The sequence below is a fragment of the Virgisporangium aliadipatigenens genome (assembly GCF_016863615.1).
Taxonomy (GTDB): domain Bacteria; phylum Actinomycetota; class Actinomycetes; order Mycobacteriales; family Micromonosporaceae; genus Virgisporangium; species Virgisporangium aliadipatigenens.
On sequence record NZ_BOPF01000024.1, the window covers coordinates 66,194 to 85,887 of the forward strand.

Annotated in this window: 13 protein-coding genes; 10 read left to right on the plus strand and 3 right to left on the minus strand. The window is 72.4% G+C overall.

The window, feature by feature from the left end:
* Positions 1–98 precede the first annotated feature (98 nt).
* From Val02_RS29545 to Val02_RS29555, 3 genes are all read left to right on the plus strand, one after another.
* Positions 99–1,619, plus strand: a complete 1,521-nt coding sequence (locus Val02_RS29545) for a M1 family metallopeptidase (protein WP_203902525.1) — start codon at positions 99–101, stop codon at positions 1,617–1,619.
* 90 nt (positions 1,620–1,709) lie between these two features.
* The gene (locus Val02_RS29550; protein WP_203902526.1) at positions 1,710–2,351 is read left to right on the plus strand and encodes a hypothetical protein; all 642 of its coding nucleotides are present in this window, start codon (positions 1,710–1,712) and stop codon (positions 2,349–2,351) included.
* A gap of 10 nt (positions 2,352–2,361) precedes the next feature.
* Positions 2,362–3,723: a PQQ-dependent sugar dehydrogenase gene (locus Val02_RS29555; protein WP_203902527.1), complete on the plus strand. Its 1,362-nt coding sequence runs from the start codon at positions 2,362–2,364 to the stop codon at positions 3,721–3,723.
* Here the strand turns inward: Val02_RS29555 and Val02_RS48305 are convergent.
* Entirely contained in the window at positions 3,720–4,169 is a 450-nt protein-coding gene (locus Val02_RS48305; RefSeq protein WP_275415626.1) for a winged helix-turn-helix domain-containing protein, read from the minus strand. The two genes, Val02_RS29555 and Val02_RS48305, sit on opposite strands and share 4 nt — an antisense overlap.
* 194 nt (positions 4,170–4,363) lie before the next feature.
* Here Val02_RS48305 and Val02_RS29565 point away from each other — a divergent pair, with 194 nt between their 5' ends.
* From Val02_RS29565 to Val02_RS29575, 3 genes are read left to right on the plus strand one after another with little or no spacing between them, the layout of a single operon-like run.
* Complete coding sequence (locus Val02_RS29565; protein ID WP_203902529.1) at positions 4,364–4,912, plus strand: SigE family RNA polymerase sigma factor; 549 nt, start codon at positions 4,364–4,366, stop codon at positions 4,910–4,912.
* Positions 4,884–5,990: a hypothetical protein gene (locus Val02_RS29570; RefSeq protein ID WP_203902530.1), complete on the plus strand. Its 1,107-nt coding sequence runs from the start codon at positions 4,884–4,886 to the stop codon at positions 5,988–5,990. The genes Val02_RS29565 and Val02_RS29570 overlap by 29 nt, the downstream gene beginning before the upstream one ends.
* A gap of 55 nt (positions 5,991–6,045) precedes the next feature.
* A complete protein-coding gene (locus Val02_RS29575) occupies positions 6,046–7,221 on the plus strand; it encodes an acyl-CoA dehydrogenase family protein (RefSeq protein ID WP_239153425.1) in 1,176 nt (391 codons plus the stop codon).
* A 6-nt stretch (positions 7,222–7,227) separates the two neighbouring features.
* Here the strand turns inward: Val02_RS29575 and Val02_RS29580 are convergent, their stop codons facing one another.
* Positions 7,228–12,213: a diguanylate cyclase gene (locus Val02_RS29580; RefSeq protein WP_203902531.1), complete on the minus strand. Its 4,986-nt coding sequence runs from the start codon at positions 12,211–12,213 to the stop codon at positions 7,228–7,230.
* 131 nt (positions 12,214–12,344) lie between these two features.
* Here Val02_RS29580 and Val02_RS29585 point away from each other — a divergent pair, with 131 nt between their 5' ends.
* Positions 12,345–14,723, plus strand: coding sequence for a penicillin-binding protein (locus Val02_RS29585; RefSeq protein ID WP_203902532.1), 2,379 nt, complete (start codon positions 12,345–12,347; stop codon positions 14,721–14,723).
* 9 nt (positions 14,724–14,732) lie between these two features.
* On the opposite strand, the gene Val02_RS29590 is transcribed toward Val02_RS29585, so the two are convergent.
* Positions 14,733–15,317, minus strand: a complete 585-nt coding sequence (locus Val02_RS29590; protein ID WP_203902533.1) for a hypothetical protein — start codon at positions 15,315–15,317, stop codon at positions 14,733–14,735.
* A gap of 782 nt (positions 15,318–16,099) precedes the next feature.
* Here Val02_RS29590 and Val02_RS29595 point away from each other — a divergent pair.
* From Val02_RS29595 to Val02_RS29605, 3 genes are read left to right on the plus strand one after another with little or no spacing between them, the layout of a single operon-like run.
* On the plus strand, positions 16,100–18,616 hold the full coding sequence (locus Val02_RS29595) for a sensor histidine kinase (protein ID WP_203902534.1): 2,517 nt from the start codon (positions 16,100–16,102) through the stop codon (positions 18,614–18,616).
* A gap of 2 nt (positions 18,617–18,618) precedes the next feature.
* Positions 18,619–19,029: a roadblock/LC7 domain-containing protein gene (locus Val02_RS29600; RefSeq protein WP_203902535.1), complete on the plus strand. Its 411-nt coding sequence runs from the start codon at positions 18,619–18,621 to the stop codon at positions 19,027–19,029.
* A gap of 12 nt (positions 19,030–19,041) precedes the next feature.
* Complete coding sequence (locus Val02_RS29605) at positions 19,042–19,659, plus strand: GTP-binding protein (protein ID WP_203902610.1); 618 nt, start codon at positions 19,042–19,044, stop codon at positions 19,657–19,659.
* The last annotated feature ends 35 nt before the right edge of the window (positions 19,660–19,694 follow it).

The window sequence follows — 19,694 nt, forward strand, 5'->3', positions numbered from 1 at the left end:
CCCTCGCCGTACCCTTGCCGCCCGCGAGTCCGGTCCGTGGTCGATGATCCAGATCGATACCCTGGCATCGAATTCTCACGATCGAAGGGGGCTCAACCTTGCGACGTGCATTTGTCGCCGCCGCGGCGACGCTCGCACTCGTCCTTGCCGGCACCCCGGCCCAGGCGGTCGCCGCCGCGCCTGGGGCTCCGGGCATCGGCGACCCGTACTACCAGGATTACGGCAACGGTGGGTACGACGTCTCGCACTACGACGTGCGCCTGCGGTACTACCCCGACACCGACCGGCTGACCGGCACCACCACCATCCTGGCCAAGGCCACCCAGGGGCTGGACCGGTTCAACCTCGACTTCCTGCTCACCGTCAGCTCCATCCGGGTCAACGGCTGGGCCGCCACCTACGAACGGCAGGGCGATCACGAGCTGGTGGTCACCCCGGCCCGGCCGATCCTCGGCGGGCAGGACCTCACCATCGTCGTCACCTACCAGGGCACGCCGAGCCAGGTGGACGTCAACGGGTACACGGCGTGGACCCGCACTCCCGACGGCGCCCTCGCGGTCAACGAGCCGGAGATCGCCTGGTGGTGGTTCCCGAGCAACGACCACCCGCTGGACAAGGCGACGTTCGACATCTCGACGCTCGTGCCCAACGGCACCGAGGTGCTCAGCAACGGCATCATGCCCCGCCCGCCGGTGCAGGAGCTGGCCGGCTGGACCCGGTGGAGCTGGCGTTCGAGCAAGCCGATGGCGACCTATCTGGCGTTCCTCGTGATCGGCCAGTACGAGCTGCGCACCGACACGGCCCCCAACGGCCAGCAGGTGATCAACGCCTACTCGGACCGGCTCGGTGCCTTCGCCGAACCGGCGCGCGCCAGCATCGAGCGCACCGCCGAGGTCGTGGAGTGGGAGAGCGGCGTCTTCGGGCCGTACCCGTTCGAGGCGCAGGGTGGCGTCGTCGTGCCGCCGGCCACGCTCGGCTTCGCCCTGGAGAACCAGACCCGTTCGGTCTACGCGGCGGAGTTCTTCCGGCGCGGCTCCAACCCGTACGTGGTCGTGCACGAGAACGCCCACCAGTGGTTCGGCGACTCGGTGTCGGTCAACCACTGGAAGGACATCTGGCTCAACGAGGGCTTCGCCAGCTACGCCGAGTGGCTCTGGTCGGAGTACACCGGTGAGGGCACCGCGCAGGAGCTGTTCGACTTCTACTACAACGTGCTCTACCCGGCCGACGACCCGTTCTGGGACGTCATCATCGGCGACCCGGGCGCGGCGAACCTCTTCGACGTCGCGGTCTACGACCGGGGCGCGATGGCGGTGCACCAGATCCGCCTGGCGATCGGTGACGACGCCTTCTTCAAGCTGCTGAAGGAGTGGACCGCCACCAAGCAGTACGGCAACGGCACCAACGGGCAGTTCCAGGAACTGGCCGAGCGGATCTCCGGCGAGGACCTCGACGGCCTGTTCAACGCGTGGCTGTACAGCGCCGGCAAGCCGCTGGTGGTGGACGGCGGTCAGGACGGGCGCGCGTCGCAGGCGCGTGCGGCGTCGGCGCCGGCCGAGCCCGTGTCGTTCCAGAAGATCAAGGACTCGCACGCTCAGGCGGCGACCCGCGGCAAGTGAGTGACCGGCGGCGGGCCCGGCGGATTGTCGTCGGGCCCGTCTCCGTTTGTTTTGCCGCTCCCCGCGGCGGAAGCCGGTAGCTTCAGGTCCATGCAAGGTGCGCAGCTGCCGCTGTGGGTCTCGGCCGCGGCCGCGGTCCTCACGTCCGGGCTCGCGGCCCTGCTGGTCTACCTGGGGCTCGCGATGCGCCGCGCCACCGAGGCCCGGCTGGGCCTGCTCGAGGAGCTGTACCGGCGCGACACCGAGGCGCGCGCCCGGACGCAGGCGCAGCAGGTGTGCGCGTGGCCGGTGAGCGAACGCGAGACGTACCAGTCGGTGATCAAGCGGGGCATCGTCGGGGCGGCGATCCGCAACGGCTCCGAGGCGCCGATCTACAACGTCGAGCTGGTCTACCACGACCGGCCGGCCGCCTGGACCTGCGTGCGGCGGCTCAAGCTGGTGCGCCCGTCGGCCGAGGCGGAGGTGCACGCCGGCTTCGACGAGGAACGCACGCTGGGCGCCGCCGATCCGGAGCGGATCAACCAGGACGGCTCGGTGCGGTTGGCGCCGTCGGCCGACATGTCGCTGGAGCTGCGGTTCACCGACGGGCAGGGCAGGCGGTGGCTGCGCGACGAGGCGGGCGAGCTGTCCGAGATCGACCCGTCGACGCCGGCGCTGCCGCCGGTGCCCGAGGAACCGGCCCGGCGGGTGGCCGCCTCCGCGTCGTCGGAGGAGCCGAGCACGGTCGGGTAGTTTCGACCGTATGCGCCGTATCGGACCTGCCGTAGCCGTGTCGTTGCTGGTCGGGGTGGTCGCCGCCTGCGGGTCCGACAAGCCGCCCGCCTCCCGGCCGGCCGCGCCGGCCCCGAGCGCGCCCGCGTCGTCGCAGAGCGAGGGACCCCGGGCCAAGGTGCCGGTCACCGTTCCGGCCAACCTGCGCGGTGCGCCGTTCGACGTCGAGCGTTCGTTGGAACTGCCGGCGGGCTGGAGCGCGGCGGTCTACACCCGGATCGTCGGCGCGCGGTTCATGGCGGTGACGCCGGACGGGGCGCTGCTGGTGTCGACGCCGGGCAGCGGCGCGGTGAAGCTGGTGCGCAAGGGTCCCGACGGTGCGGCGCAGGTCTCCGACTTCGCCAAGGGGCTGCAGAAGCCGCACGACCTGGTCTTCGCGGAGGTGGGCGGGCGCACCTGGCTGTTCGTCTCCGAGATGAACAGGGTGATGCGCTACCCGTACGCCGCCGGGGACACGACGGCCAAGGGCGGTGAGGTGGTGGTCGACGGGCTGCCCGACACCAGCACCCCGGAGCTGCGCGGGCAGTACTCGCACGTGTTGAAGAACATCGCGGTCCGCGAGGGCGTGCTGTACCTGTCGATCGCCTCGACCTGCAACGCCTGCGAGTCGGATACGGTCAGCGACCCGCAGCGCGCCACGATCTACACCTACGACGCCGCCGGCACCAACCAGGGGAGGAAGCTCTACGCGCGCGGGCTGCGCAACGCCGAGGGGCTGGCGTTCGTGCCGGGGACCGCCGACCTGTGGGTCGTGGTGAACAACCGGGACAACACCCTGGTCCCCGACGACCGTGACGTCGACGGCGACGGCAAGGGCGACCGGGGCAAGAAGATGACGGCCTTCGTCGACAACTACCCGCTGGAGCCGTTCACGAAGGTGACGCAGGGCGGCTTCTACGGCTGGCCGTTCTGCAACCCGAACAGCGACCAGAGCAACCGGAACATGGGCTACCACCGGGACGTGGAGCTGAACGCCAACGGCTCGAAGGCCGACTGCGCGACCGCCACGAAGATCGACGTGGGCCTGCCGGCACACTCGGCGCCGCTCGGGCTGACGTTCACGCAGGGGACCAGGGCTCCGGACCTGGGCGCGATCATCCCGCTGCACGGCTCGTGGAACCGCAGCACCCCGAGCGGTTACAAGGTGCTGCACTTCCCGTGGACCGCGAACGGCCCGGGGGAGCAGCGCGACCTCGCCACCGGCTGGCTCGACCCGGCGACCGGCAAGTCCTGGGGCCGGCCGGTCGACGCCGCGATCGACGCCGACGGTTCGGTGCTGATCAGCGACGACGGCTCGGGGACGGTCTACCGCCTGACCCCACCCGCCCGCTAGCGAACGATCACCAGCTCCGCGCGGTCGTGGAGCCGGTAGCCGACGCCCCGGATGGTGGCCAGGAGCGGGTTGGGCGTGCCGAGCTTCTGGCGCAGCCGCCGCACGTGCACGTCGACGGTGCGCTGGCCGACCTCGTCGGTGCCCCACACGCTGCGCAGGAGCTGGCCGCGGCCGAAGACCCGGCGCGGGTGCTCGGCGAGGTGCAGCAGCAGGTCGAACTCCCGCCGGGTCAGCGTGATCTCGTTGTCCCGGTAGGTGACGGTGCGCGTGTCGGGGAAGACGTGCACCGCGTCGCCGGTCTCCTTCGCCGCTTCCCGCGGTTCCTCGGCGGGTGGGCTCGCGTAGCGGACGGCCAGCGGGCGCAACTGCTGCAGCACGGCGGCGGCCTCGCCCGTGGGCACGGTCAGTTCGATCGTGATGCGCACCGGCTGGGTCGTGGGTGCCATCTCCTGGGGCGATCGCTGCGGTCGACGGGGTCGGGACAGGCGATGTGGCCGGAGGGTCGTGCGCCGAGGGTTCATGGCCGGAACTATATCCTACTGAGTTGATAGGAAAAAGGAGGCGCCAAAAAGTTTGCGAATCCGTGCAACCCCGGCCGAGGGGGCTCTCGTCTAGCCCCCGACGAAGGGAGCAACCACGCGTGCACGCTGACGACGAGCGCGACTTCCGGGAGTTCGCCGCCGCCCGGATGGAATCGCTCCGCGGCCTCGCCTACCTGTCATGCGGCGACTGGCAGGTGGCCGAGGACGCAGTGTCGACCGCCCTCACCCGTCTGTACGTGCGCTGGCGACGGGTCAGCGCACCGGACAGCTACGCCCGCACCATGGTGGTGCGGGCGGCGATCGACGAGAAGCGGCGACCCTGGCGACGCGAACGACCGTCGAGCAACGGCATGCCCGACGTGCCGCTCGACGACCGGACCGCCGACACCGACGAGCGGCTGCGGGTGACCGCCGCGCTGCGGAAGGTGCCGGCCCGTCAGCGGGCAGCGATCGTCCTGCGGTACTACGAGGGCCTGAGCGTCGAGGAGACCGCCTCCGCGCTCGGGTGCCGCGAGGGGACGGTCAAGAGCCAGACGATGCGTGGGCTGGCGACCCTGCGTTCCCTGCTCTCCAACGAGCGGATTCGACTCATCGAACGGGACATTCGGGAGGAAAGTCATGTCGTACGACCTGCGGGACGTACTTGATATCGCGAAGGAGGGCGCTCCACCGGCACGTAACCGGGTCGACGACATCGTCGCCTCCGGCCGGCGGCTGGAGAAGCGCCGGCGCGCCGCCTGGCTGACCGGGACGGCGGCCGTCGTGGCGCTCGTCGCGGCCGGGGCGGTGACGGTGCCGGTGTTCGTCGGCGGCGGCGGCGGCGGCCAGGACTCGGCCGCGCCGAACGACGGGCCGGTCACGATCCCGGTGCCGGGCGCACCGTTCGACACGACGGTGGCCGCCTCGACCGCAGGCAAGTACAAGATCACCGACCCGCTCCTGGTGAACGACAAACTGCAGCGCTCCAACGTCTACCGGGACGGTGCGCGCAAGGCCTCCGTCCAGGACCAGGACGGCAAGGTGCGCGAGTACGACTTCGCGGTCGGCACGGTGACCGTGTACCGGCCGGGCGCCTTCGACCCGAAGGAGTACGCGGGCGGGACCGCGGTGACCGTGCGCACCCGCCCCGGCCTGATCGTCGACCGGGAGACCTCCGTCAACGCCGCGCCGGCGCGCGCGGGGGAGAAGCCCGGCGCGCCGAAGAGCGAGCTGTTCCCGTCGCTGGCGTGGCAGTACGCCGACGGCGCGTGGGCCACGATCGTGGTCAACGAGACCTTCGGGCACGAGGCGCCGCGCGAGGACCTGGTCGCCATCGCGGCCGGTGTCGCGCCCAGCGCGTCGACGCCGGTGAAGGTGCCGTTCTCGCTCGGCTACAAGCCGGCCGGGTGGACCCTGGCCGACGCCGGGCTCGGCGGCGCGGGCGCGTTCCAGGAGACCCTGGGCGAGCTGCGCTTCCTCGGCGCGCCGACGCAGGACCCCGAGGGCGGCGTGCGGCTCACCGTGTACGAGGGCATCGCGAAGTACAACAGCGCCGGCAAGCAGACCACGTGCGACGGCGCGCGGCCGAGCATCTGCGACCGCGACCTGGGCAACGGCTGGTTCGTGGAGATCGTCGACGGATACGGCACCATGTCCGAGACGGAGCTGCGCAGGGTCGTGGACGGCGTCGTACCGGCGGCGTCGTTCACCGATCGGGCCGGCTGGACCGCGGCGGCCGCCCTGTAGGTCACCTCACCCCGCGCGCCGGTTCGACACCCGGCGCGCGGGGTAGGGATCGCGCATGGACGAACTGCTGACCGGAGACCTCTACCGCTTCGAGGACCTGCTGCCCGACGCCGAACGGCAGGTCCTGCACCGGGTGCGCGCGTTCCTGCGCAAAGAGGTCGCGCCGCTGGCCAACGACTACTGGGCGCGGGCGGCGTTCCCGAAACAGCTGATCGCCGGTTACGCGGACCTGGGCATCGCCGGACTCTCCTACGACGAGTGCCCGGGGGAGAAGCCGAGCAGCCTGCTCAGCGGGTTCCTGGCGATGGAGATGGCGCACACCGACGCCTCGATGGCGACGTTCTTCGGGGTGCACACCGGGCTGGCGATGGGCAGCATCGCGGCGTGCGGCTCCCCCGAGCAGCGCGAACGGTGGCTGCCCGCCATGGGCCGGATGGAGCGGATCGGGGCGTTCGCGCTGACCGAGCCGGAGGGCGGCTCCGACGTCGCCGGCGGCATGCGCACCACCGCCCGCCGCGAGGGCGACGAGTGGGTGCTCGACGGCGCGAAGCGCTGGATCGGCAACGGCACCTTCGCCGACCACGTGGTCGTGTGGGCCAAGGACGTCGCGGACAACCGGGTCAAGGGCTTCGTCGTCGACCGGGGCACCCCGGGGTTCACCGCCTCGAAGATCGAGAACAAGATCGCGCTGCGCATCGTGCAGAACGCCGACCTGCGCTTCGACGGCTGCCGCGTGCCCGAGGAGAACCGGCTCCAGGAGGCGCACTCGTTCCGCGACACGGCCGGCATCCTGCGCCGAACGCGCAGCGGCGTGGCCTGGCAGGCCGTGGGCGTGATGCTCGCCGCCTACGAGATCGCCCTGGAGTACGCCGGCCGGCGGGAGCAGTTCGGCCGGCCGATCGCCGGGTTCCAGCTCGTGCAGGACCTGCTGGTGCGGATGCTCGGCAACGTGACGGCGTCGTTCGGCATGGTGGTGCGGCTGGCGCAGTTGCAGGACGCCGGCACGTACCGCGACGAGCACAGCGCGCTGGCCAAGGCGTGGTGCACCACGCGGATGCGCGAGACGGTCGGCTGGGCCCGCGAACTCCTCGCCGGCAACGGGATCGTGTTGGACTACGACATCGGCCGCTTCGTCGCCGACGCCGAGGCGCTGTACTCCTACGAGGGCACGCGCGAGATCAACACGCTGATCGTCGGCCGCGCCGTGACCGGCGTCGGCGCGTTCGTCTAGCAACGGTCACCTGCGGCGGGAGCGGATCGGCACCTGGCCCACCGGGTCCTCGCCGTGCACCTTGTTGCGGCCCTCCCGCTTCGCCTCGAACAGGTGCGTGTCCGCCGCGGCCAGCAGGTGCTGCGCGGTGGTCTGCTTCGACGCGCGGTGCGACGTGATGCCGATGCTGACCGTCACGATGCCGCTCGGCGCGCCGGTGTGCGGCTCCTGCAACGCCTCGACGGCGGCGCGGGCGCGTTCGGCCACGAGGCGGGCGCCGGCCGCGTCGGTGCGCGGCATCACGACGGCGAACTCCTCCCCGCCGTACCGGGCGATGAGGTCGGTGCCGCGCACGCTCTCGTTGAGCGCCGCCGCCACGCGGCGCAGGCAGGCGTCGCCGGCCAGGTGGCCATAGCCGTCGTTGTACGCCTTGAAGTGGTCGATGTCGATCATCATGACGCCGGTGCGGCTGCCCGCCCGGACCGCCTGCAGCAGCTCCGTCTCCAGGAACTCCACCAGCCGGCGCCGGTTCGCCAGGCCGGTGAGCGGGTCGGTGACCGCCAGGACGGCCAGGCGTTCGTTCGCCAGTTCCAGCTCGCGGGTGCGCTCGGCCAGCTGGCGTTCGAGGGCGGCGTGCGCGAGGGCGTTCTGCAGCGAGACGGTGAGCTGGCCGGCGATCAGCATCACGGCGTCCAGCCGGTCCGTCGAGAACGTCCCGGACGCGAGCCGGTTCTCCAGCAGCAGCATCGCCAGCGGCGTTCCCTGGTTGAGGATCGGCACGACCAGCAGCGCGCAGCGGTCCAGCCCGGACAGGTACGGCTCCCGCGCGAAGCGGTGGTCCCGCGTGGCGTCCTCGACCAGCAGCGTCTCGCCGGTGCGGTCGACGTAGCGCACCGCCGACAGCGGCACCCGGGTGCGCGCGGACGGGTCGGTGACCGGCACCGCGCCGCCCTGTTCGGGCAGGAGCCAGCTCTCCGACTGCTCGTCGCGCAGCAGCAGCCGCGCCGTGCTCGCGCCGGTCAGGCCGACGAGGCTCTCGACGACCCGTTCGCGCAGCCGCTCCACGTCGGTCTCGGCGCTGAGCGCGCGGGCCGCGTCGAGCACCGCGACGAGGTCGATCGAGTCGGCCGAGATGCTGGTGTTGCCGCTGGTGCCGTTGTTGCCCGCGGTGGCGCCGCGGCCGCGGCCCTTGGCGGAGCCGCCGCCCGAGGCGCGCAGCGCCGGATAGGTGCGGTGCAGCTGCGCCACCTTCGCCGTCGCGCCCCACGCCCGGTAGGCGTCGCGGGCCTCGGCGAGCAGGCCGCGGCCGGTGTGCTCCAGGCCGCCCGCGAGGTGGCAGAGCGCCGCCCGTTCGGTGATCAGGGCCCGGTGCCACGGCCGCTGGCGGTGCCCGGCCTCGCGCAGCGCCGCGTCGAAGACCCGCACCGCCGTGGCCGGGTCGCCCTCGGCCCAGGCCAGTTCCGCGTCCAGCAGGTGCACCAGGTGGCGGTAGTTCTCCGGCGCGTCGGCAGCCCGCTCGTCGAGCCAGTTCCTACTTTTGGTGAACTCCATGCGTAGGGCCGCGCGCCGGGTCCGATCACCCTCGCCGCGGATCTGGTGCGCCAGCGCCAGCGCGTGCAGGGCGCGCAGCAGCGCGGTGCGGTAGCCGTTCTGCGGGGCGATCAGGGGCAGCGCCGCCGCCGTGTGCGTGGCCAGCGCCTCCTGGTCACCGAAGATCGCCGCGGCGAGTGCGCGGTTGACCCGGTAGACCGACTCCGGGATCGGCGGCAGCTGGTCCAGGTGGTGCTTCTCGTCGAACGCGCTGTCGGTGAAGCCGCCCGCCGGCAGGGTCTGCCCGCGCAGTGCGCGCAGCAGCTGCCGGTACGCCACGTAGCAGGCACCCGCCGTCGCGTTGCCGGTCGCCGCGGCGAACGCCGTCGCGGTGGCCAGTTCGTCGTCGAGGGCGTCGATCGAGGGCGTCGTCTCCAGCCGTCCACCGAGCGTCGTGTTGTGCGTGAAGGCCGCGGACTGCAGCAGCCCCACCCGGTGCAGCCCCTCCCGGGCCTGCTGGGCCTGCGTGACGGCGTTCTCCAACGGCTCGAACCAGTGCGCCGTGAACATCGCGTACATGTGCCGGTTGAGCGACGTCGCCGGTTCGTAGCCGCGCAGTTCGGCGATGGCGAGCGCGTTGCGGGCGATCTTGTTGGCCGTGGTGTGGTCGCGGCGCAGCGTCAGCACCGTCGGGGCGGCCATCGACATCGTGCCGACGAGCGCGTTGGTGGGGCCGTGCGCCGCCCACAGCTGATGGGCCTGGAGCACCAGCCAGGCCACGACGCGGGCGTTCAGGAAGAATGCCGGGGTGACCATCTTGACCAGGAGGTCGCCGATCGCCTCGACCCGCACGGAGGTCACGGGCGGGCGGCGGACCTCGGCCTCCGGGTCCAGCGCCTCGATCCACTCGTAGAGCACGGTCCACTGCTCGTCGCTCTGCGTCGCGATGGCCTCGTCGGAGGTGTCCAGCCCCAGCCGGGCCAGCACGGTCAGCCCGAGCGTCACCCCGTCCGCCTGCCGGCCCCGGTCCAGCAGGCTGCTGACCTGCACACACGCGGCGTGGGCCAGGTGCAGGGGATCGCGCACGCGGCGTTCGACCGACCAGTAAACGTGATCGACGTCCTCGTGCCGGCCGAGGTCGTAGAGGACGGCGTGCCGCTCCAGTTCCAGATCGAGGATCATCGGCCCGTCCTCGGCGGTCTCGACCGTCTCGAGGAGGGTGACCGCCGCGGTGAGGAACGGCTCCGCGACCATCGGATTGACCCGGCGCGCACTCGTCGCGGCGTGCCGGAACAGCTCCGCCACCCGGCGCAGCTCGTCGGCGTCCGGGATCGCGTGCGCGGCCGGCAGGTACTGCTCCGCGGCGACGGCGGCGAACTCCGGCACGGCCGCCAGCCGGCGGGCCAGCCCCAGCTGGAGATCGCGGCGCCGGTCCGGCTCGACCCGCCCGTACGCCGCCTGCTGCACCCGATCGTGCGCGAACCGGACCGTGGTCCCCTCGGCGGGGGCCAGCAGGCCGTCCTCCAGCGCCGGCGCGAGGTGCTCGTCCAGCTCCGCCGGCGACCGCCCACCCGCCACCTGCAGCAGCCGCAGCTCCACCTCGCCGCCGAGGCAGGCCATCACCTCGAGAAGCTCCCGCGACTGCGCCGGCAGCGCGTCGATCCGCGCGCACAGCAGGTCCACCACGTCGCCGGTGCCGATCTGCTCGCGCACCGTCGCGGGGTCCCAGTCCCAGCCGCTGCCCGCCGGCGTCAGCGCCTTGCGCCGGCTCAGGGCCTGGACCAGTTCGATGGTGTCGTAGGGGTTGCCGCCGGTGCGCGCGCCGATCGCGGGGGCCAGGTCGGTGAGCTTCTCCGGCCCGACGCGCAGCATCCGGCCCAGCAGGTCGGCGAGGTCGTCGGGGCCCAGGTTCTCCAGCCTGAGCAGGGCCGGCGCGGAGCCGAGCCCCTCCCAGCGGGCCATCCCGACGGCCAGCGGATGGGAGGCGCCCACCTCGGACTCGCGGTAGGAGCCGACCACGAACAGCCGCCGCAGCGACCCGTCCGTCTGCAGCGCGTCGATCAGGGCCAGCGCCATCGGGCCGGCCCACTGCAGGTCCTCCAGCACGACGACCAGCGGCCGCACCGGCGACACGACGGCGCGCAGCAGGTCGATGCAGGCGCGGCGGAGGCGGCGTTCGGCGGTGACGGCGTCGCCGGTGGTGCTCTCCGGCTCGGCCGACAGCAGCGTCGCGAACTCCGGCACCATGGCCGTCAGCAGGCCCGCGTTGGCGCCGAGCGCCTGGCGGATGTGCTGGCGCTGCGCGGCGCGGTCGCGTTCGGGCTCGGCGAGCAGGAGCCGGCCGAGGGCGCGCAGCGCCTGCCACACGGCGTCGGTGCTCGGATCCTGCCGGTACTGGTCGAACTTGCCGCCGATCAGCCAGCCGCCGTTCGCGGTGACGGCCGGGCGCAGTTCGTCGATGAGGGCGCTCTTGCCCACGCCGGGGCCGCCCGCCACGAGCATGCCGCGACCCCGCCCGTGCAGCGCGTCGGCGAACCCGCCCCGCAGCGCGGCGATCTCCGGCTCGCGGCCGACCAGGGTCGACGGGGGAGCCAGCCGGTGCGACACGTCGTGCGAGCCGGCGGTGAACGGTTCGGCCGCGTCGGACTTGCGGTCGCGCAGCAGCGCCAGGTCGTGCACGAGCCCGTCGGCGGACTGGTAGCGGCGGTCGGGGTCCTTGCGGAGCAGCCGCATGATCACGTCGGAGAGGTCGCGGGGCACGCGCGCGTCGACGTCGGTCGGCGGCTGCGGCTCCTGCGCCAGGTGGTCGGAGACCATCTGCAGCGGCTCGCCGCGCCCGAACGGCGGCCGCCCGGTGGCCAGTTCGTAGAGCGTGGCGCCGAGCGAGTACAGGTCGGAGCGCTGGTCCACGCGGCGCCCGGTCCGGCCGGTCTGCTCCGGCGCGAGGTAGGGGAGCGTTCCGGGGATCTCGGCGGCCGGCGTGAACCCGGGCCGGTCCTCCACGGACGTGGTGGCCAGGTGGAAGTCGATCAGCGTGGGCCGGTGCAGCCCCTCCGAGACGAGGATGTTGGCCGGGTTGACGTCCTTGTGCACCACCCCGGCGCGGTGCACGTCGGCGAGCACCCGGGCGATGTCGTGCCCCAGGTCGAGCAGGGCGGTCGGCGCCAGCGGCGTGCCGTCGAGCCGGGTGGCCAGGGCCGTGGCGCCGGAGTCCGCGAGCACCAGCGAACCGGCCGGGCGCACGCCGTCGACCAGCTGCGGCACGCCGTCGATCCCGGCCAGGCGGGCCAGCACGGCGCGTTCCTGGCGCAGGCGGTGCGCCGCCGCCGGGCCGCGCGGCTCCTTGATGACCACCCCGGGGCCGCCGTCCGGCCGGCGCACGCGCAGGATGCGGGTTCGCGGGCTCTCGTACAGCACCTCTGTCCGCCCGGTGCCGTCGAGCGGATCCCACTGCTCACCAGGTGTCGCACTGGTCAAGGTCATCGTCCGGGCTCTCAGACTCTTCGCTCTCCTGCAGGGCGGAAACGCTGTCCTATCGGCCGGGTGTCGCGGTTCTTGAGTGGAGATTTGGTGGAGGCCCCAACCCGCGTGTCAGCCTGGTGCGTGTGGTGGGCATGAGGAAGGCGCGCGCGTTGCTGGGGCGGTTGGGAACCCTGCTGCTGTGCGCCGTCCTCGCCGGTGTGGTCGTCGCCGGGATGATCTTCCCGTTCCTGGCGCTTTCCGGCACCGCGTTGCGCACCGGCACGCAGAAGTTCGACGCGCTGCCGGCGGAGCTGACCGTTCGCCGGCCGCCGCAGGCCAGCGAGGTGTACGCCGCCGACGGGACGACCCTGCTGGCCAGGTTCTTCGACGACAACCGGCGCGACATCCCGCTGGCCGACATGGGCGAACCGATCCAGTGGGCGATCATCGCCGCCGAGGACCAGAACTTCTACCGGCACAACGGCGTCGACGTGCGGGGCGTGGCCCGCGCCGCGGTGGCCAACCGCGCCGGCGCGCCGCTGCAGGGCGCCTCCACGATCACCATGCAGTTCGTGCGGATGTCCAGCACGTACACGCAGGAGGACCCGACCGCCGTCGTCGCGGCCACCGAGGACACCGGCATCCGCAAGGTGCGCGAGGCCCGCCTGGCCCGGGCGATCGAACGGAAGCTGAACAAGCAGCAGATCCTCGAGGGCTACCTGAACATGGCGCCGTTCGGCAACGGCACGTACGGGGTGCACACGGCGAGCCAGCTGTACTTCGGCAAGCGGCCGGCGGAGCTGACGATCGCCGAGGCGGCCTCGCTCGCCGCCATCGTGAAGTCGCCCTCCTACTACGACCCGCTCGTCCCCGAGGGCGCCCGCCACCTGCGCGAACGCCGCGACTGGGTGATCCGTCAGATGGTCGAGACGAAGTGGATCTCCCGGGCGCAGGGCGACCTGGAGAGCGCCGCCCCGGTGCAGGTCACCGGCCGGCGGCTGCCGGACAACTGCACCGCGGCCGTCCCGAACCACTTCGGCTTCTTCTGCGACTGGTTCTACCGCTGGTGGCTGGCGCAGGACGGGTTCGGCGCCACGCCGTACGACCGGGAACGCCGCCTCAAGAGCGGCGGCTACCGCATCGTCACCACCCTCGACCCCGGCATCCAGAACGCCGCCCAGAAACGCGTGGAGGAGCATCTGCCCACCGGGCGTTCCGAGGCGCTCATGATCGCCGCCGTCGAGCCGCTCACCGGGCGGGTCCGGGCCCTGGCGACCAACCGCCGCTTCGAGGTGCCCGACGAGGCCCACCCGAACGGCCCCTCCACCGACCCGCGCGCCGGCGGCCGTTCCGGCACCTACCCGGCGACGACGAATCCGCTGCTCACCGGCGGCGACGGCGTGCCGGGCTTCCAGGCGGGCTCGACGTTCAAGATGTTCACGCTGGTGGCCGCCCTGGAACAGGGCATCCCGCTGGCGAACGTGATCAATGCGAAGGAGCGGTACGAGTCGGCCTACCGGGGTGCGCGCGGGGACGCGGCCTGCCCCGGCACCGACCGCTGGTGCCCCACGAACGACTCCGACGGCATGACCGGCCCGCAGACCGCCTGGTCGGCGTTCGGTCGCTCGGTCAACACGTACTTCGTGCCGCTGGAGGAACGCGTCGGCGCCGCCAAGGTGATCGACGTGGCGCGGCGGCTCGGGATCGAGTTCCGCGCCCAGGACGACCGGGCCCGGGCCGACGATCCGGCGCAGGCGAACGCCTGGGGCGCGTTCACGCTGGGCGTCTCCGCCACGACGCCGCTGGACCTGGCGTCGGCGTACGCGGCGCTCGCGGCCGACGGCCGGTACTGCGCGCCGGTGCCGGTGCAGGAGATCACCGGCCCGGACGGCGCCGTCCCCTTCGCGGCCCTGAACTGCCGCGAAGCCGTCTCGGCCGACGTCGCCCGCGCGGCGATCGACGCGGCGCGCTGCCCGGTCGGCGACAGGAGCGCGTTCGACCAGTGCGACGGCGCCACCGCCCGGGACGCCCGCAAGGTGGTGGGCGCGCCGATCGCGGGCAAGACCGGCACCACCGACGACGGGCGCAGCGCCGCCCTGGTGGTGACCACGCGCGAGCTGGCCGTCGCCGGCATCCTCGCCGACCCGGACCGGCCGCAGGGCGGCCCCGCGATGGACCACGCCGTCGTCAACCCGGCCGTCTACGAGACGCTCGCGGACGCGGTGCGCGGGCGGCAGCCGCTGGAGTTCCCGAAGCCGGGGGAGAAGCTGGTCTTCGGCGAGCGCAAGCCGGTGCCGGACGTGACCTGCCAGCCGGTCGAGGCGGCGACGGCGGCGCTGAAGACGGCCGGGTTCGCGGTCGAGCAGGAGCCGGTGCCGGTGCCGTCGCCCTGCCCGGCGGGGTCCGTCGCGTCCACCACGCCGGCGGGCAAAGCCGTGGCGGGCGGGGTCGTGGTGCTGCGCATCAGCCGAGGCCCGGCACCGTCCACGACCTTCGGCCCGTCCTCCTCGCCCTCGTCGGGACCCGACTGAGCCGTGCGGCTACCTCGCCTCGATGAGGCCGAGGCCGCGGAGGCGGCGCAGCCAGCCGGTCGCCGTGTGGCGCGGGACGTCGAAGTGTTCGGCGAGGGCGGAGACCTTGCCGGTCTGCTCCCACGCGGCCACCACCTCGTCGGGGTCGGGCATCCGCCGGTAGGCGCGGCTGGTGCGGGCCTCCTCGACCGGCTCGGCCGCCTTCGCGCGGCCCCGGCCCCGACGGCGCGGGGTGGGCTTGGCTTCCACGACGGTGGCTTCCTCGGCGGCGCGCGAGCGGCGGCCACGACGTGGGCGCTCGGCCTCGGGCTCGGCGGCGGCGCGGGGGCGGCGGGCGCGGCGGGGTGGGAGGACCTCGGTGGGGGTCACGGTGTCGGCGGCGGCGGTCACCGCGGGCGCGGCGGGGGAGAGCGCGGCCATCAGGCCGGCGAGGTCGATGCTGGGCAGCTGGTGCGGCGTGAGCCCCTGTCCGGCGGCGGGCCGGATGAGCAGTTCGGTGATGCGCGGCGTGCCGCCGGCCGTGTCCACCTGAATGGTGGTGTGGGCGCCCGACGAGTCGTCGTGGGGCGTGATCGTGAGGGTGTATCCGCTCATGGAGTTTCCTTTCATGATCTTTGTAGTGTGCCATAGTCAGGCCGCTGACCTGCGCCGGGACGGTCCGGAGGGGTGCTGTTCGCGCATTCTCAATTGACCGCGGACAACGCTTTTCACCGCAGCCGGGGCATTTGTAGTTGATCACGCAATGTTCGTTCGGGCTGCCCTGTGTGGGGCGGTCGGCAGGCAGTGACGTGGGTCACATGTAGAAATACTTCGATGTACTGTGACGCGCAGCGATGCACTCGTGTGCGCATCCGTGACGTTCGGGGCGGCCGCCGCTACGCCCCGCATCACCGGGTTGACCTAGCGTTCTGTCGATCGCGAAGGTGCGTCCGGCTCACGTTCGGGCCGCTCCGTCGCCCTGAGCGATATTGAAATCCGCCATCACGTCATCCATCGATGGGTCGAATGGTCAGGTCGTTGCATCTGGGGGGACCCCATTACCCGGAGATTCGAGTAAAGTCACCCGGGCGTCGGAGATCGTACTCATCGATCTCTCGACAATGCTCCGACCTCTGTAGTAGGTCACCGGCGTAAAGGGGTCGCATGAAAGTGGACGCGTCGGGCATGTCGGATCCTCCTCCGGCAGCGCACGCGGCCCACCGTGGCCACCGAAGATCACCCTGAAACCCCGACGGGGGCGCGGCATATAGCACTCCAGAGCGCCATCGGCAGCTGCCGAGGCGCTGCGGTCAATGCTGTCCGCACGCCATTTGCATTGACGTTCCTCGACGTGTCTTCTGCTGGGGAGTGACGCACCTACCATGACTCGGGACCCCATGACTCGGGACAGCAACCCCGGCGAACGGACCCGCCTGGCCGGCCTGTCCCGGCTGCGCGGTCGGTTCTGGCGCCTGCGGGACCGCCGTATCCGCGTGAAGCTAGCGGTCATCCTCGCGCTACCCGTGCTCGCCGTCGTCGTGTTGACCGGCGTCGGCGTGGTCACCACCAACGCCGGCGCCGAGCGCGCCGACGACGCCCGCCGGATGGTCGCCGTCGGCGGCGCCGGTGCCGAGCTGGTCGCCCTGTTGCAGCGCGAACGCGCCACCGCCGCGCTGGTCGCCGCGAGTCCCACCGGCAGCGCGGCCCTCGCCGACTACCGGCGCCTCGTCACCGCCACCGACAGCGGCATCGAACGCTTCCGCGCGGCCCTCGCCGCGGCCGAGCCCGGCGGTGCGGCGGCCGTTCTCGTGCGGCGCATCGAGCAGCAGCTCAACGACCTGCCGCAGCTGCGCCTCCAGGTGCAGGGCGACCAGTCCGCCCTCGCGAGCGTCGTGATCTTCCGGTACCGCGCCGTCATCGCGGACCTGGTGAGCTACCGCGAGACGCTGAGTCAGCTCGGCGTCGACGTGCAGACCGCGACCAACCTGCGCGCCAACGCGGCCCTGACGCAGGCGATCGAGTCGTTGGGCCTGATGCAGGTGGCCGTCATCCGGGCCATCGACCCCGCGCGGCAGACCGCCCCGCCGCTGACTCCCGCGCTGCAGCAGGAGATCGTCGGCTCCGACACCGGGTTCGACGAGGCGTTCCTCGACTTCCGCAACCTGGCACCGGCGCAGTGGCAGGCCGAGCTGAACTCGCGGGTCGGCGGCACCGCGGTCGTCGACGCCGAACGCCTCCAGGGCATCGCCACCCGCCTGCTGCCCGGCAGTTCCGTGGACCTCGACGGGGCCAACGTCGGCACCTGGTCGGCGGCGATCGGGACCCGCATGGACCTGCTGCACGCGGTCGAGCAGACGTTCGACCGGCAACTGCTGCGGGACGTCACGAACGAGCGGGACGAGGCGCGCAACGAAGCGCTCACCATCGGTGGCGCTGTCGGCCTGCTGCTGCTGGTGATGCTCGCGATCGGCTGGTGGGTGACGCGGTCGTTGAGCCGTTCGCTGCACCGGCTGCGCACCGGTGCCGAGGCGGTCGCCACGGAACGCCTGCCCAGCATGGTCGAGGAGCTCGGCGCCGAGAACGTCGACGAGCACACCATCCGCCGCCTGGAGGCCGAGGCCGCCGAGCCGATCGAGGTCGAGGGCGCCGACGAGGTGGGTCAGGTCGCCTCGGCGTTCAACAGCGTCAGCGCCGCCGCCGTGCGGATCGCGGGCGAGCAGGCGGTCCTGCGCGCCTCGGTCAGCGGCATCTTCGTCTCCGTCTCGCGCCGGCTGCAGCGACGGGCCGACGTGATGATGCTCAGCCTCGACGGCCTCGAACGCGACGAGCAGGACCCGGAGCGCCTGCGCAAGCTCTTCGACCTGGACCACGTCGCCACGCTGATCCGGCGACTGATCGCCAACCTGCAGGTGCTCGCCGGCGGTCGCGCGGGCCGGCCGACGCCGACCCCGGTGTCGCTGCCGGACCTGCTGCGCGCGGCCGGCTCCGAGGTCGACGACTACCAGCGGGTCGAACTGGCCGACGTGGACGGCGGCGTGCGGATCACCCGCGACGCGGCCGAGGAACTGGTCCACCTGCTCGCCGAGCTGATCGACAACGCGGCGAAGTTCTCCCCGCCGGAGAAGCCCGTCGTCGTCGAGGGGCGGCACGTCGGCGACCGCCTGCACCTGCAGATCCGCGACAGCGGCATCGGCATGCGCGAGGCCGAGCTGAACGCCGCGCGGGACCGGATCGCCAACCCGCGCCGCATCGACCAGCGCACCACCCAGCAGATGGGCCTGCCCGTGGTGGGCGCCATCGCCGAACGGCTCGGCATCACCGTGGACTTCCGCTCGGTGCCGGAGGAGGGCACGCGGGTCGACCTGACCGTGCCGTCGACGCTGTTCGTGCTCGGCGCGGGGGCCCGCGAGGCGCCCACGGAGGAGATCCTGCTGCCGGTCGACGGCAAGCGGACGGTTCCGGCGCCTGCGAAGAAGGCGCCCACCGCGCCGCGTTCGAAGCCGCCGCAGTGGCCGCCGGCGCAGCCCGCGCCGACCATGTCGCCGGTCAGCGTCGTCGACAGCCTGGAGTCCGTCGAGCCGGTCATCTTCGAGGAGATGCGGCGCTCGTGGGCGTTCCCCGAGGGAGAAGGCGAAAGCACGGCGGAGGGTGCCGCGCCGGTGGGGACCGGGTGGCAGGAGGCCGCGCGGGCGGCCGAAGCGGTCCGGTCCGCGACCGTCGAGGAGAAGACCAGGTCCGGACTGCCGGTCCGCGACCCCGGCAAGCGGGTGATCCCGCCGCCGGACCTGTCGGTGCAGCCCCAGGCGCCGATGAAGCGCAAGCCCGAGGACGTCCGCCGGCAGATGTCCGCGTTCCAGTCCGGTCTCGGCGCCGCCGGGCGCCGCACCAATCTCGTTCTGGTGGAGGAGAACTGACGATGAGCCAGCCCACGCGCCCCAACTGGGGGTACCTGCTGGACCGGCTGTGCAAGCAGGTCAGGGGGATCTCGCACGCGATCGCGGTCTCGGCCGACGGCCTGCTGATCGCCAAGAGCGAACGGCTGGCGCGCGACCACGCGGACCAGCTGTCGGCGTTCACCAGCGGCATGGCGAGCCTGACGCACGGGGCGGCCAGTCTCATGAACGCCGCACCGGTCGAGCAGACCGTGGTGGAGATGCACGGCGGGTTCGTGATCGTGATGGCGATCGGGGACGGTTCCGTGCTGACGGTGCTGTCCACGAAGGACTGCGACATGGGCCAGGTCGCCTACGAGATGGCCATGCTGATCAACAGCGTGGGCGCGACGCTGACCCCGGCCGCGCGCCAGCCCGAGCCAGAACGGGTGTAGCCGATGATCGCCATGGACGGCTGGGGAGACAGCGACCCGGACTCGTCCGAGTCCGAGCGGCGGGTGACCGCCGCCAAGATCGTGGTCGCCGGTGGTTTCGGCGTGGGCAAGACGACGTTCGTGAGCGCGGTGTCGGAGATCGTGCCGCTGACCACGGAGGCGGTGATCACCTCGGCCAGCGTGGGGGTGGACGACATCAGCCTCCTGCCGGACAAGCGGACCACCACGGTGGCGATGGACTTCGGCCGCATCACCATCGACCGCGAGCTGATCCTGTACCTGTTCGGCACGCCCGGTCAGGACAGGTTCTGGTACATGTGGGACGAACTGTGCAAGGGCGCGATCGGCGCGGTGGTCATGGCCGACACGCGCCGTCTCGACGACTGTTTCGCGTCGATCGACTACTTCGACAACCGCGGCCTTCCGTACGTGGTGCTGCTGAACGCGTTCCCGAACGCGCCGATGTACGACCACGACGAACTGCGCGAGGCGCTGCGGATCGTCCCCGGAACGCCGCTGCTCTCCTGCGACGCCCGCCGCAGGGGCGACGTGAAGCAGGCCCTGATCGGGCTGGTGGAGCACGTGCTCGACCTGCGCCGCCGGCGCGCCCCGAGCTTCATCACCCTGTAGTTCCCCCCTCCTCGAGGCCCCCCTCGACTGCATCC